This is a genomic window from Streptomyces triticirhizae (genome assembly GCF_003696235.1).
Taxonomy (GTDB): domain Bacteria; phylum Actinomycetota; class Actinomycetes; order Streptomycetales; family Streptomycetaceae; genus Streptomyces; species Streptomyces triticirhizae.
Window position 1 is genome coordinate 1 of record NZ_RFFJ01000036.1, and the last position, 16234, is coordinate 16234.

At 74.6% G+C, this 16234-nt stretch carries 10 protein-coding genes, 4 tRNA genes, 2 pseudogenes and 1 riboswitch; of the genes and pseudogenes, 4 read left to right on the forward strand and 12 right to left on the reverse strand.

All coding sequences use genetic code 11. The annotated features are described in order from the left end of the window. Positions 1-314 (forward strand): annotated as a pseudogene (locus EBN88_RS30455) (PrsW family intramembrane metalloprotease); the annotation flags it as partial. 361 nt (positions 315-675) lie between these two features. Here the strand turns inward: EBN88_RS30455 and EBN88_RS09410 are convergent. From EBN88_RS09410 to EBN88_RS09460, 11 genes are all read right to left on the reverse strand, one after another. After that, entirely contained in the window at positions 676-1791 is a 1116-nt protein-coding gene (locus EBN88_RS09410; RefSeq protein ID WP_122183355.1) for a glycosyltransferase family 29 protein, read from the reverse strand. 213 nt (positions 1792-2004) lie between these two features. Further along, complete coding sequence (locus EBN88_RS09415) at positions 2005-3102, reverse strand: M23 family metallopeptidase (protein ID WP_233580563.1); 1098 nt, start codon at positions 3100-3102, stop codon at positions 2005-2007. 11 nt (positions 3103-3113) lie between these two features. Continuing rightward, positions 3114-3282: riboswitch (cyclic di-AMP (ydaO/yuaA leader) on the reverse strand. A gap of 229 nt (positions 3283-3511) precedes the next feature. Next, entirely contained in the window at positions 3512-4933 is a 1422-nt protein-coding gene (locus tag EBN88_RS09420; protein WP_147472689.1) for an extracellular solute-binding protein, read from the reverse strand. 8 nt (positions 4934-4941) lie between these two features. Further along, positions 4942-7476, reverse strand: a complete 2535-nt coding sequence (locus EBN88_RS09425; RefSeq protein ID WP_122183357.1) for a caspase, EACC1-associated type — start codon at positions 7474-7476, stop codon at positions 4942-4944. A gap of 9 nt (positions 7477-7485) precedes the next feature. Next, the gene (locus tag EBN88_RS09430; RefSeq protein ID WP_122183358.1) at positions 7486-8004 is read right to left on the reverse strand and encodes an effector-associated constant component EACC1; all 519 of its coding nucleotides are present in this window, start codon (positions 8002-8004) and stop codon (positions 7486-7488) included. Between the two features lie 116 nt (positions 8005-8120). Next, positions 8121-9230, reverse strand: coding sequence for a PP2C family protein-serine/threonine phosphatase (locus tag EBN88_RS09435; protein WP_147472690.1), 1110 nt, complete (start codon positions 9228-9230; stop codon positions 8121-8123). A 376-nt stretch (positions 9231-9606) separates the two neighbouring features. Further along, positions 9607-10602 (reverse strand): aldo/keto reductase, encoded by a 996-nt coding sequence (locus EBN88_RS09440; RefSeq protein ID WP_122183360.1) that lies wholly within the window; start codon positions 10600-10602, stop codon positions 9607-9609. A gap of 130 nt (positions 10603-10732) precedes the next feature. Beyond that, positions 10733-11065, reverse strand: a complete 333-nt coding sequence (locus EBN88_RS09445; protein WP_122183361.1) for an RNHCP domain-containing protein — start codon at positions 11063-11065, stop codon at positions 10733-10735. A gap of 463 nt (positions 11066-11528) precedes the next feature. Next, a tRNA-Lys gene (locus tag EBN88_RS09450) sits at positions 11529-11604 on the reverse strand. Positions 11605-11851: 247 nt separating this feature from the next. After that, a complete protein-coding gene (locus EBN88_RS09455) occupies positions 11852-13774 on the reverse strand; it encodes a DEAD/DEAH box helicase (protein WP_122183362.1) in 1923 nt (640 codons plus the stop codon). Positions 13775-14073: 299 nt separating this feature from the next. Further along, on the reverse strand, positions 14074-14436 hold the full coding sequence (locus EBN88_RS09460) for a metallopeptidase family protein (protein ID WP_122183363.1): 363 nt from the start codon (positions 14434-14436) through the stop codon (positions 14074-14076). 128 nt (positions 14437-14564) lie between these two features. Between EBN88_RS09460 and EBN88_RS09465 the strand changes: the two genes are divergently transcribed. The 3 genes from EBN88_RS09465 to EBN88_RS09475 all read left to right on the forward strand — a co-directional run bounded on the left by EBN88_RS09465 (position 14565) and on the right by EBN88_RS09475 (position 15076). Further along, positions 14565-14637 (forward strand) — tRNA-Glu (locus EBN88_RS09465). 286 nt (positions 14638-14923) lie between these two features. Continuing rightward, positions 14924-14998: transfer RNA gene (locus tag EBN88_RS09470), tRNA-Asp, on the forward strand. Between the two features lie 4 nt (positions 14999-15002). Then, positions 15003-15076: transfer RNA gene (locus tag EBN88_RS09475), tRNA-Phe, on the forward strand. A gap of 77 nt (positions 15077-15153) precedes the next feature. On the opposite strand, the pseudogene EBN88_RS09480 reads toward EBN88_RS09475, so the two are convergent. Continuing rightward, positions 15154-16145, reverse strand: a pseudogene (locus EBN88_RS09480) (ABC transporter permease). Positions 16146-16234: the final 89 nt, after the last annotated feature.

Consider the following 16234-nt stretch of genomic DNA (forward strand, 5'->3'; position numbering starts at 1 on the left):
CTCCCGGGGAGCCGGCGGCCCTGGGCTCGCCCGGCGCCCGGGCGCGGGCCCGCAGGTCGGCCCGCCGGGCCGGGGGCGCGGCCGGGGCGCGGGCGATGGCGGAGTACCAGCGCGCGGCCACCGAACTCGCGCACCTCCGCAACGACGCCGCCCGGGGCCGGGTCCCCGACGACTTCACGGGACGCGAACGCGCGCTGCTCCACAGCCTGTGGACCCACCGGGCGTTCGCCTCCCCCACCACCCTCGCCACGGCGCACGCCCCGGCGCGGGCGTCGGGCCACGCCCCTCCCCCGAGCACCGTGCCGAGCGGCTGAGAGACAGGGTGCGTGGAGGAACTCCACCGACTCAGCGGCATCGAGCGGTTCGCGGCCGGCGACGGGCAGCCGATCCGGGCGGCCCGGGGGCTGGGCGGCGACCGGCTGGGTCCCGGGGAGCCCGGCGACGCCGGGGCGGGGGGCGTGGGCGGGACGCGCGACGGCCGCGCAGGGCGCGGCGGGCCGCCGGGAGTAGACGAGACGGCAGGGATGGGCCGCTGATCAGCCGGTACGGCACAGCGAGCGTTCGCGGCCGCGCCCACAGGGCCGGATCCCAACCGCCACGCGCGACGCGGTGAAGCCGCACCCCACCCGCCGCGCGCGGCGCACCGCGCGTCCCCGAAAGGCCAGCGCCCAACGTCTAGCGGAGGGAGGTGATCAACCCCCCACCCGCCACGGCGCCGAAGGCTCCCGTGGCTCCCGCCGCGCGCCTCGCGTGGCTCCGCAGCCAGTGGAGTTCCTCGGGGCGGAGTTGGCCGGGCAGGCCCAGGCCCACGACGTCGATCGTCGGGTTGACGTCGAGGTGGTCCAGCAGCCGGATCAGGGAGAAGCCGGTGGTGGGGTCCGTCGCCCAGCGGGGTTCGGCCAGCAGGGCCGGGTCACGGACCGGGTGGCTCAGGCCACGGTCGCCGAGGTAGCTCTGCGCGCCGGGGACCAGGCGCAGGCTGACCGCCTCGGCCCACTGCTCCGCGCGTTCGCCGAAGACCAGCCGGACCTCGGCGCGGCGGCGCCAGCCCGGCCCCGCGCTGGCGTGCGAGACCGCGTGCAGGTCGGTGCGTTCGCCGGTGCCCGGCGGGTGGAGCGGGTGGGAGTCGAGCCGCATCACCAGGTCGTAGGTGTCGATGCGCGGCCCGAGGCCGCTCGCGGCGACGGCCTCGCCGCCGCCCACCACGCAGACGCGGCGGCCGGCGAGCCAGGTGCGGAGCCCGTCGATGGTCATCGGTTCGGGCGCGAGCGCCAGCGGCGCGCGCTCCGGCGCGTCGTCCTCGGCGAGGGCGCGGTGGCGCCGGTAGGCATCGCTCGCCTCGCGCACGCGCCCGTCGACCGAGAGCGCGCGCCCCCGCAGCAGCCAGGCGGCGGAGGAGCGGGTGCGCAGCGCGACCGCCGCGTCGGCGAGCCGGCGCGCGAGGCGCACCTGGCCGGCGGCTATCGCCGCGTCCCCGGCGCGCAGCAGCGCGGCGAACGAGCGGTCCTGGCAGGGCTCGATCTCGGCGCGTTCCCTGACCAGTTCGCCCACGGCGGCGACGAGCCGCCCGATCTCGGGCCCTGGCGCGCCGGCCGTGCCGTCCGTGCCGCCCGCGCCGTCCGCGCCGCCAGCGCCGCCAGCGCCGTCCGGGACGCGGCTGAGGAATCCGGCGCACTCCCTGACGCAGCCGGCGAAGAGGTCCTCGGCCCGCGCGACGCTGCCCGGCCAGGGGTTCGCCCGGTGCGCGGTGCCCGTTCCGCCGGCGGCCCTGGACCTTCTGATGGCCTTCATGCCCGCGACCTTCCCGCGCGCTCCCCCCGCCCGCGTTTCCCCCGGGCACCGCCGGGGTGAACATTGCGGAACGAGCACGCGCACGCCCCTCGCCGGCCCGGGGCGGAACCCGGATCGGGAGGGGCGAGGGAGGCCGGAGAAGGGGCCCGGAAGGGGCCGACGGCCCTGGCGTCGGGGGGCGCCGCCAGAGCCGCCGGCGTCAGTGGGGGCCGGTCAGACGGACAGGCCCTTGTCGCGCAGCCAGGTCAGCGGGTCGATGGCGTTGCCGCCTGAGGGCCGGACCTCCAGGTGGAGGTGCGGGCCCGAGGAGTTCCCCGTGGAGCCGACCGTGCCGATGACGTCGCTGGTGGTGACCTCGGTGCCGGCCGAGACGTTCATCGAGGAGAGGTGGCAGTACCAGATCTCGGTGCCGTCCTCCAGCTCGACGATGATCCGGTAGCCGTAGGAGCCGGCCCAGGCGGCCTCCTTGACGGTGCCGGTGTGCACGTTCTTGACCGGGGTGCCGGTGGAGGCGGCGAAGTCGGTGCCGGTGTGGGTGGACTGCCACATCGAGCCGCTCTCGCCGAAGCCGGAGGTGAGGCGGTAGTCGCTGAGCGGGAGGGTGTAGCTGGCGCGCAGCTCGGCGAGCCGGCGCTCCTCCTCCTGGCGGCGGCGTTCCTCCTCCTCGGCGCGCTGGCGCTCCTCCTCCGCGATCCGCTCGGCCTCGGCCTGCTCGGCGGCCTGCTCGGCGGCCGCGGCCTGGGCCTGGGCGACGGCCTCGGCGCGGGCCTGCGTCTCGGCGCTGGTCTCCTGGTGGTCGGCCTGCTGGAGGATGCGGGCGCGCAGCGCCTCGCCGGCGTCGGCCTGGCCCGAGGCGACCTCGGTCTCGGTGAGCCCGGCGGTGGTGAACACGGCGGTGGTGGCGGCGGCTTCGCTGCTCCCGGTGTCAACGAGCGCGCCGAGCACGGGGAGTTGGGCGACGGTGTCGGCCGCGCCGCTCATCCCGGGGACGGAGCCGGCGCCGTCGTCGTTGGCGGTGGCCATGCCGCCGGCGCCGACGGCGGCGATGACGCCCACGCCGAGCACGGCGCGGCTGCGGGCGATGGTGCCGCCGCGCTGGCGGGCCACGCGGTGCCGGCCACGGACCGGGCGGAGGGTCTCCTCGCCGGGGTTCCACTCGGGAAGGGCCTCGTCGTCCGTGACGCGGGGGCCGTAGTACGTGGGGTGGGTCCCGTAGGAGGCGGTGTGGAGATATCCGTCCTCCTGGGGGGTGGTGCGCTCCCGTGGGGGGGCGTCCAGGGAGTCCACGGAGGCGTGCCGGTTCGACGCCACAGGGGCGTTCTCCTTTCCTTCCCTCTCACCTACCGGGTTAGCTGACGGGTTCGGAGCAGGAAGGTCTCCTACGGGCGGCTGGCGGTGGTCCCCCCGGCCGTCCGATTCACCCCAAGTGGTGGTTCCCCGGTTCCTTTGGTGCGTTGGTGGCGCACCTGCCGGATTCGGCGATGCGACGCGGCCCCACCTCTTGCGGCGGGGGTGACTACCGCGTTGCGTTATCGAACGTTAATAGACGGGACCGCTGGATTCCAAGTGCTGCCGGGAAAAACCCGCGAGGAACAGCGGGACCTTCGGCGATCAACTCCCGCAAAACGGGCAAAATTTCAAACCAGTGTGGGCTGGGTCGCATTCTGATAGTGCGTCAATCGTTATGCGGAGCGGGTCCTGTCTCTCACCCTCGGTGATGTCAGTGGGGAGAAAGGGACGAACGAGACGGCTGGTACGTTCGGCCGCGCAGCGCCAACTCCAGTCGGCCGTCGATGCGTTGGGCCGCCTCCTCGACCCCGCCGGCCGATCCGGCGCCGCCGGCGAGCAGCCGGGTCACCTCCTCCTCGATCACCCGGGAGAACTGCCGGTAGTAGGGCGTGGCCGGGCGGCCGCGCGCCTCGTGGACGGCGCACCACAGCAGGGTGGCGTAGGCCCGTGGGTCGGGGCGCCACAGCGGCTCCTCGCCGGCCTCCTCGGACCGCCCGCTGACCGGGTCCGGGTCCTCGGGCGTCTCCACCCTCAGCCCGTCCTCGCAGGCGATCTCCCCCACGCCGTCCGGGAGTTGGTACGCCTCGGCGAGCGCGGGGGCGAAGCCGGCGGCCAACATCCGCTCCTGGGAGCCGGGTTCGCCGGCGAGGAACCTGATCAGCTCCTGGGCGGCCTCGGCCCTGGGGCTGTCGGCGGCCACCGCCAGGTTCTGCCCGCCGAGCGCGGCCGGCCCCGGCAGCCGGGTCACGCCGAACTGGACGCCCTCGGCGACCAGCCGGTCCGCGACCCGGTTGAGCGCGAACGGCCAGTTGCGCATCAGCGCGGTGCCCCGGTCCTCACCGGCGAACTCCTCCAGCGTGCCGCTCTCGTCGGCGCCGTAGGAGGCGGCGGCGAGATGGCTCTCGTCGGTGATCGCGAGGAGTTCCTCAAGTCCCGCCTCCAGCAAGGCGGTTGTCCCGACGTAGGCGCCGGAGTCGTCGACCAGCCGGGCGTCGGGGACGGCCCGCCACAGCGCCTCCATCACGTTGACCGTGAGCCCCTCGTAGGGCCGCAGCTGGGTGACATAGGTCGGCTTCGACTGGCCGCCGGGCCGGCCGGTGTACATCTCGGGCAGCGAGTCGGCCCCCAGGTCCACCGTCTCCGTCAGGTCCCGGCGGTAGTAGAGCAGCCCGACGTCCGTGGTGAACGGAACGGCGTACAGCTCGTCGTCCCAGCGGCCGGTCTCCTCGATGTCGGCGACGAAGTCGAGCGCGCCGAACCGCTCCTCGTCCAGCGGGCGCAGCAGGCCGGCCTCGACGAACTCCGGTATCCAGGTGATGTCGAGGTTGAGCACGTCGTACTCGGCCGCGCCCGACTGGAGGCCGGCCAGCACCTCGGCGCGGGCGTCCCCGTCGGTGCTGGGCAGCTCCACCAGCCGGGCCTTGATCGGGCTCTCCTCGTTCCACTCGTCGATCAGCGACTGGCGCACCCCGCTCTGGTCCGGGCTGCTCAGGTCGAGGGCGCTGACCACCACCAGCGGCACGTCGTCGGGCGGGGTCGGCCCCGGGGTGATCGGCGGCGGGGAGCCGCCGCCGGCGACGCAGGCCGTGGCGAGCAGCAGCGCGCAGGCCGCCGTCGGAACGCCTCGACGCATCGCCCCGCTCACCCCTCGCCCAGGACCCGCAGCTTGGCCGCCAGCTCCACCGGCTGGTTGACCGCGTTGTCCAGGCAGGTCGCGGCCGTGGTCAACGCCTGGACCACCGGCCGGTCGCAGCCGCCGTCGAGCACCGACACCACCAGCGTGGTGTCCTCCTCGCGCGTGGCGGCCAACGCGGCCCGCGCGTCGGTGAGGTGGCCGTCGTCGGTGATCACCACCAACAGGCCGGCGGCGTCCGGGCGTTGCCCGGCCGTCAGCAGCTCGGCGGCCTCGGCCATCGGCTCCTGGAGCAGCACGTCGCCCCGCACCTCGGTCAGCGCGTCCAGGGCGCGCGCGGTCCGGTCGTCGGTGGGCGGGCCCAGGTCGAGCGCCACGCCGTAGGGGGCGTCGCCGGTGGCCGGCGTGGTGAGCACCGCGAACCGGTCCTCGTCGGTGAGGGTGCCGATCGCCTGCCGCAGGCTCTCCCGCACGGTGGACAGCCGGCCGTCGGGGCCCAGCACCGAGTTGGAGACGTCCAGCACGAAGACGACGTCCCTCGGCCCGGCCTCGTCGGTCACCGTCGCCAGGTAGGCGGCGGCCCGGTCCGCGTCCGCCACGTCCTCGCCCCGGGGCAGGTCGGCGACGAAGGGGCGCTCGTTGAACTGCTCGGGCGCCCGGAGGTAGCCGCCGTCCCGCCAGCGGCGGAAGCCCTCGGCCCGCAGCGCGTCGCCGCCCGCCTCGCCGGCCAGCCAGGCGCCCAACAGCGCCACGGCCAGCTGCCGTTCGACCGCGTCCCGGTCGGCGTCCCGCCAGCGGACGGGGACGAAGCTCAGGTCCAACGGCGGGACGTCGGACGGGTAGTAGGCGGTGTACAGGTCCCGCATCGTCGCGCGCCAGCCGCCCTCGGGCAGGCAGGCGGCGGGCGGGTCGCCGACCAGCGGCAGCATCGCGCTCTCGGAGAGCAGCAGGTGCGGCGAGGGTCCGCCGGGGCGGAGCGAGCACAGGAGCGCGGCGTCGTCCGGCACCGGCTCCGGCTCGGGCAGCCGGCCCGGCCCGGCCGTCATGCCGTGGGCCAGGGCGGCCTCCGAGGACTGCGGGGCCGCGCCGCGCACGTCGCCCGCCGCCTCCAGCAGCGTGACCAGCGACTCGCCGGTGCGTTCCACGTCGGGCAGCGGCCCGGCGGCCGCCAGCACGGCCGGAACGCGGGCGATCTCCACCGGCTCCCCCAACTCGACGCGGCTGGCCCGCAGTCGGGTCGCCGACCGCGCCCTTTCCGCCGTCGCCGAGCTGGCCGGCAGCCACGCGTCGGGCAACGGGCCCACGTCGCGCAGGAGTTCGCGGCACGGCTCGGCCGGCTCCTCCTCGGCGCAGGGCCGGCCCGGCGAGGCCCAGTCCGCCGAGTGCTCGAAGGCGTCCACCACGGCCGCGCCCGGCGCGCCATAGACCTGCACCTCGACGCGGCGGCAGTCCTCGTGCCCCGAGCCGATCGAGCGGGCCCGGTCCCTCAGCTCCTCGTCGAGGTCGTCGACGTCGAAGGCGGCGAGCACGCGGGAGAGCGGCCGCTGGTACTCGGGCGTGGTCAACACCCGCAGCTGGAGCGGCACCGAGCAGCGGTCGGCCGCCGCCCTGCCGTCCTGCCACCGGTCCCAGGCCAGCCAGGGGAGCGACGCCGCCAGCAGCGCCAGAACCACGGCCCCGGCGGCGGCCGCCGGCCACCAGCGCCACGCGCGGAAACGCCACCAGGCGGAGCGCAGCCTCAGCCAGACGGCGAACAGCCGGTCGGGCAGGTCGGCGCCGCGCGGCGCGGTGACATGGGAGAGCACGATCTCGCCGCCGCCGCGCCGCTCGGTGAGCCCGGGCTCCCAGTCGTTGGGGTGGCTGAGTTCGCTGGCCTCCGCGCGCCGCCGGTCGCGCCTGGCCAACTCCCCCAGGCGGGCGTGGAGTTCGCTGACGATGGCTCGCTGTCCCCGGTCCCTGCGCAGGGCCCGCAGCGCGACCAGCAGCGCCTGGGTGAACGGGGTGGGTCCCACGCCGTTGCCCTGGTCCTGGTCGTCGCGTGCCCGCGCCGAGGTGAGCAGCGCGAACGCGCCCTGGCTCGGCTCCTCGACCTGGTGCGCCTGCCCCGAGTAGCAGCAGTCGAGGATCAGCACCACCTGGCGGGCGCGCGAGCTGCGCACCGTGTTCCGCAGCCAGGTGTAGGAGACGGCGCGCTCCCACACCCGCTCCCGGGGGCAGTCGCTCGGCACCAGGTACAGCTCGGTGGTGTCGTCCCTGGTGTCGAGGTGCAGGTGGCCGTGGCCGCTGAAGTAGACCAGCAGAAGGTCGCGGGCCGCGCCGGCGGCGCTCCTGATCTTCCCCTTCATCTCCTCGGCGCCGGGCGACTCCAGCAGCCGGGCGCGGCTGGGCACGCTCCTGCCGTGCTCGTCGTGCCCCAGCAGCTCGTTCCGCAGCTCGTACAGGTTGTGGGCGACGCCGGGGATGTCCTCCCAGCCGTCGTCCTCGTAGGTGGCGGCGCCGATCAGCAGCACCCGCGAGCGTCGGGCGTTGGGCAGCTCGGTCACGGCGCCCGCCTACGCCCGTCCCCGCCGGTCGTCCCCCACATCGCCGTCGCCGTCGCTGTCGCCGTCGGCGCCCGGCTCCGGGCCGCCGGCGAGTTCGGCGACCAGCTGCCGCAGCGCGCCCCTGGTGCGGTTCCGCGAGGTCAGCGTCACCGTGCCGCCGCCCTCCCGGCTGACGCGCAGGGTCAGCGGCCTGCCCCGGTTGCTGAGGTGGTTGACGAGCGAGCGCAGCACCGCGTGCAGCCCGACCTCGACGGAGGGGGCGGAGGTGGTGAGCGAGAGCGTGGTGGAGCCGCTCATCCCGGGCCGTTCGGTGAGATAGCCCAGCTCCCTCCTCGGCAGATCGCTGTCGCCGCGCAGCCACGCCATCAGCAGGGAGGAGTCCTCTCCCCGTGGGTCGGCCTCGACGTCGATCCGCAGCCGCAGGGACACCTTCACCGTCTCGTCCGCCCCGCCGGGGTCGCCCGCCCCGCCGGGGTCCGCCGTCTGGCCCGGACCGGCGGTCGGCTCCTCCGGATCGGTCTGGGTCACCGCGACCCCTCCCCCTGAGCGCGCCTGAAGGTCCCTGAAGGCCACTGCCCCGCCAGCGCCCCGGGAGCGTCCCGCGCCGGAGCCCTCGCACCGTGCCCGCAACCGGGCACAGAGGGTCAACCTAGCACCAGGGGCTGACCGTTGGGAACGGGATGGTGCACGGCCACCACCGCCAGATCGTCCTTCAGGCCGCCCCCGGCGTGCCGCCGCACATCGGCGAGCACCCAGTCCAGCAGCACCCGTGGCGTGGCGAACCGCCGCCCGCGCAGCCGCTCCAGCGGATCGTAGAAGGCGCCGTCCCCGTTTCTGGCCTCGCTCAACCCGTCCGTGTACAGCAGCAGGTGCGCGCCGGGCGGGAACGTCGCCGTGGTAGCCCGGTCCCGGTGCCCGTCCAACTCCCGCAGGCCCAGCGGCAGGGCCGCGTCCCCCGAGAGATAGCGGGCCTGACCCCCGGGGTGCAGCAGCACCGGCGGCGGATGGCCCCGGTTGATCATGCGCAGCCGCAGCGGCGGGTCGTCGGGCAGCTCGACCAGGACGGCGGTGGTGAAGCCCTCGTTGGACTCCAGGTCGGGGCGGTTGCGCCGCTCCCGCAGCAGCGTGTCCTCCATCCGGGAGGCCACCGCGCCCAGTTCGGCCTCGCTCTCGGCGGCCTCGCGGAACGCGCCGAGCAGCACGGCGACCACCTCGGTGGCGCCCAGGCCCTTGCCCCGCACGTCGCCCACCAGCATCCGCACCCCGTGCGGCGTCTCCCGCACCGAGTAGAAGTCGCCGCCGATCAGCGCGTTCCGCTGGGCGGCGCGGTAACGGGCAGCGACCCGCAGCCGCCCGACCCGGCCCGGCGGCTCGGGCACCACGGCCCGCTGCACCGTCTCGGCGATGCGGCGGGCCGAGGCGACCCGCTCGTCCCTGCGGGCCAGCATCCGGTTGAGCAGCAGCGCGAACAGGGCCATCGAGGCAACGATCCCGATCTTGACCGTGGCCTCCGCCCCGATGGGGGTGATCCGCACCATCTCGACGACGACCAGCAGGGTCGCCAACACCCCGTAGACCCCGGTCGCCCAGAAGGACAGCACGGGCGCCGCCGCGATCGGCGCCGCCACATAGAAGGGGGTGAGCGTGACATGCGGCGGGGTCAGGAGGTCCAGCACTCCGCCGACAGCGAGCAGCGCCCCCGGCACCCCGGGGTACAGCCGCCACCAACCAGCGCCGGGATCTCGCGTCCGCACCTTCCCACTGTGCGACCGGGGCGCGTGGCGCGCGACCCGGTCAGCAGGGCGCGGCCGGGCCCCAGCAGCCCGGCCGCGCCACGGCACGGCCGGCCTACGGCCGTGCGGCACCGATGCGCTGATCAGGCGATGCCCGACCGACCGCCGCGTATCAGCCGCGACACGCCCTGGGAAAGCCGAGCGGGCACCCCAGAACCCACCACCGGCCGCTTCCCGTACCGCCTCATCGGACCCCCTGCGTTCCCACGGGACGGCAGCGCCACGCTGCCCACCGGCAGCCTTTCCTGGGCCCCACGGCGCGGAAACCGGGCGCCCGAAGCGTCCACCAGCGCGCGGCGCTTCGGACGGTGGTGCGCGGCGCACGGGCGCGCCCCGGCTACCAGCGGTGGTGAACCTGGGCGCGCACCCGCCGGTCGTAGAGGTCGCGCACGGCGGCCAGCGTCGGCTCGTCGAGCGGCGGCAGCGCGGCGGCGGCCGCGTTGGCCGCGGCCTGCTCGGCGGACCTGGCGCCGGGGATCACCGAGGTCACCCCGGGCTGCTGGATCGCCCAGCGCAGCGCGCCGGCCGCCGGGCTCACGCCCTCCGGCAGCAGCGTGGCGAACTCGGCCGCCGCCGCGACGCCGGTCGCGAAGTCCACGCCGGAGAACGTCTCGCCCTGGTCGAACGCCTCGCCGTGCCGGTTGTAGCTGCGGTGGTCGCTCTCGGCGAAGACGGTGGACTCGGTGTACCGGCCGGAGAGCAGCCCCGAGGCCAGCGGCACCCGGACGATCACCCCGACGCCTGCCTCCTCGGCCGCCGGGAGCACCCGCTCCAGCGGCTTGAGCCGGAACGGGTTGAGGATGATCTGGAGGCTGGCGACGCCGGGCCTGGCGATGGCGGCGAGCGCCTCGTCGCAGGTCTCGACGCTGACGCCGTAGCCGGCGACCCGCTCCTCGGCGACCAGGGTGTCCAGCGCGTCGAAGACCGCGTCCGAGTCGATCACGGCGGCCGGCGGGCAGTGCAGCTGGACCAGGTCCAGCCGGTCCACGCCCAGGTTGGCCCGCGAACGGTCGGTCCAGGCGCGGAAGTTGTCCAACGTGTAGTGCTCGGGCAGCTGCTCCACCCGGCGGCCCATCTTGGTGGCGACCAGCACCTCGGCCTCGGGCCGCTCCCGCCGGAGGTCCCGCAGGAAGCCCCCGATCAGCCGCTCGCTGCGGCCGTCCCCGTAGACGTCGGCGGTGTCGAGGAACGTCACCCCGGCCTCGACGGAGGCGTTCAGCACCTCCCGCGCGGCGTCCTCGGAGACCTCGCCCCAGTCGCCGCCCAGCTGCCAGGTCCCCAGCCCCACGACCGAGACCCGCCGCCCCAACCTGTCAAACGCGCGTTGCTCCATGCGGGCATCCTCTCACCGCGCACCGACAACGCCCGGGCCGGCGGGCGGCCACGGCGGCCGAGGCGGCCGGGCCGGCGCCGGCCGCGACGGCGGACGAGCGTGGCGGGCCGCTCCCGACCCGCCACGTCGTTCACCGAAGGGGAGGCGGCAGGCACGCCATCAGCGCCGCGACGGCGGCCACGTCGTCGCCCTGCCGCAGGTCGTCCGCGATCCGGTTGGCCCGCACGAGTCCGCACGCGACACAGCGGTGCATGATCGCCAGGCCCTTCCTCCTGCGGTGCTCGACACGCTGGGGGCGCATCAGGCCGTGGCAGGTGGCGGCGCGGTCCCCGGGCGTCAGGTCGACGTGCTTCGACCACAGACACGCGGGGCAGTGGTTGCGGTAGCTCCCGTTCGTCAGCGGCACCACGGACACGCCGCAGTGCTCGCAGGTGAATCCCTGGTTCTGTGCTGCTCTGTTGATGACGGTGCCTCCGGCCCGAAGAAGAGATGTCTTCGACCGGGGCGCAGGGTTCCGTTCACTTCTTCCCGCACCGTCCGCGAGGGCGGATGGGCGGTCCCAGGCTTGTCGCGGGCGATGGACCGGTTCACCGCCCGTTCCCCCTCGTCAGGGGTCGGCGATTACTTCCGCTTCCGGCTTCACCGGGGCATGTCTCATCCCACAGATCCGATACCACGACCGGGTTTGTTGGTTTGTCCCGGTCACTGTCAGCCGAGCCCCCTCAGCTGCCAGCGGTAGGTGTCATCCCGCGCTCACTGGCGTGTGGCCTCGTCCCCTGCCGTCACAGCGCCACCCGGGAGAGGCGTGAGAGAAGCGCCGTCATGTCACCCCCCCTCGCGGTCGTCGGACGGTTCGTCTCCTCCGACGGCTGCGCGACCGCCCGGCCGGGCGGTCGCGTACCGGGACCGCAGGGAGCCTCACCTTGTGGTAGGCCGTGTGGGACTCGAACCCACAACCAATGGATTAAAAGTCCACTGCTCTGCCAATTGAGCTAACGGCCCGCACGGAGCAGCATAGCTCCCCCACCCGATCACGGTCCGGGGGAATCGGCGGTGCGGCCGCGCCCGCCGCCAGACGTGCCCGGCCCCCGCGCCTGCGGCGTCGTGGCCGAGGCTGACGTTCTCCCGCAGGGGGAGGGCGTACCGGCCGAAGTCCCGGAAGACCGCCCGACACCGAGGGGCATCCCCGCCGGTCCGCCGGCGGGGATGCCCCTCGGTCGAGTGGTGTTCTCGCTTCCGCTCGCCGCGGTCAGTCCTCGCGCTTCCAGCGCGGCTTGTCCGCCCGGCGGTCGAAGGAGGAGGACGAGGAGGAGCCGCCGGGACGCTCGCCCCGGTAGCCGCCCCGGTCGCCGCCGCCGCGCGGCCGGTCGTCGCGACGGAAACCGCCACGGTGGTCGTCGCGCCGGAAGCCCTCGCGCTCGCCACCCCGGAAGCCCTCACGGCGGAAGCCGCCGCCCTCGCGCTCGCCGCCCCGGAAGCCCTCGCGCCGGAAGCCGCCGTCCTCGCGCCGCCCGTGCGAGCGCCGGTCGTCCCGGAACCCGCCCCGGTCGCCGCCGCCGCGCGGCCGGTCGTCGCGACGGAACCCGCCACGGTCCCCGCCGCCCCGGTGCCCGTCCCTGCGGAACCCGCCACGGTCCCCGCGCTCGCCACGGTCGCCGCGCTCGTTGCGCGCCGCGTCGGCCCGGGCGGCCTTCTCGGCCCGCCGCGCCTCGCGCAGCGCCTCCCGCTCGGCCTCGCGCTCCGCCTCGGCGAGGGACTCCGCCCTGGCCTCGGCGACCTTGGCGATCGCCTCGGCCGGGTCGTCGCCGCGCTCCCGCGCGGCCCGCGCCGTCAGCCGCTCCGCCTCGTCGACCAGCTCGGCCGCGCGCGTCTTGGCCTTCTCCAACTCCCGTGCCAGCCGCGCGACCTCGCGCTCCGCGTGCTGGGCCGCGCCCATCGCGGCCTCGGCCTGCACCTCGGTCAGCGAACGGGCGCCCACGATGTCCGCCACGTCCGGGGCGAACAGGTCGCCCCGCCCGATGGTGTGCCGGGCGGCCTCCACCCCGGCGTCCTCCATCAGCCGGAAGATCGTCCGCCGCTGGTGCGGCAGCGCCAGCGAGACGACCGTCCCGGAACGCCCGGCCCGCGCGGTGCGGCCCGAACGGTGCAGGTAGTCCTTGTGGTCACCGGCCGGGTCCACGTTGAGCACCACGTCGATGCCGTCCACATGGATGCCACGGGCGGCGACGTCGGTGGCCACCAGCACCTTGGCCCTGCCGTCCTTGAAGTCGGCGAGGGTCCGCGTCCGCGCGCCCTGCGTCATCCCGCCGTGCAGCGCGTCGGCGCGCACGCCGGCCTCGCGCAGCTGGCCGGCGACCCGGTCAGCGCCCAGCTGGGTGCGGACGAACACGATCGTCCGCCCCTCGCCGCTGGCGATGGCCGCCGTCAACGGGGCCTTGTCGCGCGGCTTCACGATCAGCACATGGTGGCTCATGGTGGTCACCGCGCCCTGCGCCGCGTCCACCTCGTGGCTCACCGGGTCGACCAGGTACCGCTTGACCAGGGTGTCGATCTCGTTCTCCAGGGTCGCGGAGAAGAGCATCCGCTGGCCGCCCGGCGGCACCAGGTCGAGCAGCTCGGTGACCTCGGGCAGGAAGCCCAGGTCGGCCATCTGGTCGGCCTCGTCGAGGACCGCGACCGACACGTCGTCCAGCGAGCAGGCCCGGCGGCCGATCACGTCACGCAACCGGCCCGGCGTCGCCACCAGCACGTCGACGCCGCGCTCCAGGGCGTAGATCTGGTTCCCCATGGAGGTGCCGCCGCAGACCACCTTGAGCCGCAGGCCCAGCACGTTGCCGTAGGGCTCCAGCGCGTCGGCCACCTGCATGGCCAGCTCGCGGGTCGGGGTGAGGATCACGGCGCGCGGCCGCTTGGGCTGGGTGCGCCCGCCGGCCAGCCTGGCCAGCAGCGGCAGCCCGAAGCTCAGGGTCTTGCCGGAGCCGGTGCGGCCCCGGCCGAGGATGTCGTGGCCGGCCAGCGCGTCGGGGATGGTGGCGGCCTGGATCGGGAACGGGGTGGTGACGCCGTTCTCCGCGAGTTTGCGCACGATCTCCTGGGGAAGTCCGAGATCGGCGAAGGTCATGGTGGGCTCGTCGTCCAAGGGCAATACGGCCTCGGGCGTGGTGAGAGTCATGCGGGGTGAGAACCTTCCGGAGTTCTGAGTCGTCGGCACGCGCCTTTAGCTCCGTAGGTGCTCTGGACCGCCTGCGATGCGATCAGCCACGGTGAGAGAGGAGGTACGCGCCACACGGCGCGCTTCACAGGGGCGCCGGGCAATGGGATCAAACGATCTACAAGCATACGCACGGCTTCGCCCGGGGCGCAAACGGGCCCCGATTCCCCTTCTCCCAGGGCGAGTTGCGTTCTCCCGGCGCGCGTTGCGCCCTCCCCGCACACGCCCCGCGCACGCCGCGTCCCGCCCGCAGGCGCCGGTCAGCCGTAGCCCAGGGAGTGCAGCCGCTCGTCGTCGATGCCGAAGTGGTGAGCGATCTCATGCACGACGGTGATCTCCACCTCGGCCACCACCAGCTCCCGGTCGCCGCCCTCGCGCGCGACCATCCGCAGGGTCGGCCCCATGTAGACGGAGATCCGGTCCGGCAGCACCCCCGCGTACCACTCGCCACGCTCCGTGAGCGGCGTGCCCTCGTAGAGACCGAGCAGCTCGGGGTCCTCCGGCGGCGGCTCGTCCTCGACAAAGACCGCCACGTTGTCCATCAGCCGGGTCAGCTCCGGCGGAATCCGGTCCAGCGCCTCGCTGACCAGCCCCTCGAACTCCTCACGCGTCATCTCCAGCACGCCGGCGATTCTCCCGCACGGCGGCGGTCGAGGGGAATGGCCGGCGGCGCACAAGCGTTTTGCCGATGGCCCACGCGATCGCCTATGCTGCTCGGGCCCACCGGCGGTGTTTCCGTGGGCTCTTCCAGGCCCCCGTCGTCTAGTGGCCCAGGACGCCGCCCTTTCAAGGCGGTAGCGCGGGTTCGAATCCCGTCGGGGGTACTCGTTTCGTCGCACCCGTTCCCTGTGGTCTCTCCACGGTGCGCGTCACCTCCCCGCACGATCCCTGTCCCGCCCCGCCGTCGAGTCGGGTCGGCGGGCGTCCTCGATCCCCAACTCCCCTTCCGAGCTGCGGCTTCGCCTCTCCCGACGCCCCGGGCCAACACGCCTGACGGCCGCTCGCGAAGCGGTGCGGAGGCCCCTCCACCCCGTGATACGCTGATCCAGCGATGCCGGCCGGTGGCACACGGTGAGCGTTCTCACCGTCTTCCCCGTCGGCGGACAGCCGGGTCCTGTGGAGCAGTTTGGAGTGCTCGCCACCCTGTCAAGGTGGAGGCCGCGGGTTCAAATCCCGTCAGGACCGCTCCGGCTGGGTAGCTCAGTTGGTACGAGCGTCCGCCTGAAAAGCGGAAGGTCGCCGGTTCGATCCCGGCCCCAGCCACACCTCTTGATTCACCCGAGACCCTGGCCCACCGGCCGGGGTCTTCTCCGTTGACGCCTCCCCGAACGCCCGCTCACTCACCGCCCGCCCGGGTGGCGCCGGCGCCAGGTCAAGAACACCGCGCAGGACAGACGGCGGTGTGCTGGGCGTTGACCGAGGCGCCCGGCGGCAGCCAGCGGCCGACCGCGCCGAGGACCGGGGGGAGCAGCGGCCAGGAGACCGCTCCCCCGGAGGAGGGGTTGCCGAGCAGGACGAGCAGCGCCCAGGTCGGCAGCAGGGCCCAGCGTCCCAGCAGAGTGTTGAACATGGTGAAGAGCATCCCGGCGGTGAACATCGTGGCCGCCAGCGTCAGCCAGGACTGGGGGAACGGCAGCGGCACCGCGTCCAGCAGCCAGTCGACGGCCGCCACCACGCACAGCCCGCCCAGCAGCGAGTAGCCCGCGATCACCCCGATCCGCTCCAGCGGCCGCAGCCGCGAGGCGTGGACGCCCAGCTGGATGGCGCCGAGGAAGCCGCAGATGACCACGGCCAGGTTCATGTAGAAGAGCGCGAGCCCCCGGGGGTCGCCCGGGTGGAGCGGCCTGATGTCCCGAACGGTGATCTCGTTCCCCGTCTCCCGGGCGGCCTTCGGCGCCGCGCGTTCGAGGAGTTCGGCGACGGAGGCCCCGGCCGCGCCCGCGAGGTCCAGCTCCAGCCGGGCGCCGTCCCCGGCCTCGGAGTCGGCCCCGCCGCCCCGGGCCCCGACGACGGCGAAGACCCGCTGCCCGTCGATCTCCTCCACAGCCTGTTGATAACTTTCCACGCGTCGAGTCTCGATCGAGCTGCCCAAGCCCTCCCCCAGCGCCCGCAGGAACGCGTCAACGGAGACCGTCTCGTCCTCGCCGTTCGCGCCCGGCCGTTCCACCACCGCGACCGGCAGGGTGCGCGGCGTCGGGTTGGCCATGGCGTAGCTGTAGGAGCCGGCGAAGATCCCGGCGGAGACGCCCAGAATGAGCGAGATCACCAGGGCCGGGAGAAACGTGCCGCCCTCCGCCGGCGGCCGGCGCTCCACGGACGACCCCTGACCCATCACACAGCGCACCCTAATGACCCAGAAGGCGCGGAACGGACAGAACGCGCCAGGCCCGATATCGGCTCGCCGCCCGCCGCACGAAGGTG

Bases quoted from the DNA above. Each gene is read 5' to 3' on its own strand.
- EBN88_RS09420 (WP_147472689.1), bottom strand. From the start codon at position 4,933: ATGCGTCGAGGCGTTCCGACGGCGGCCTGCGCGCTGCTGCTCGCCACG.
- EBN88_RS09440 (WP_122183360.1), bottom strand. From the start codon at position 10,602: ATGGAGCAACGCGCGTTTGACAGGTTGGGGCGGCGGGTCTCGGTCGTG.
- EBN88_RS09410 (WP_122183355.1), bottom strand. From the start codon at position 1,791: ATGAAGGCCATCAGAAGGTCCAGGGCCGCCGGCGGAACGGGCACCGCG.
- EBN88_RS09455 (WP_122183362.1), bottom strand. From the start codon at position 13,774: ATGACTCTCACCACGCCCGAGGCCGTATTGCCCTTGGACGACGAGCCC.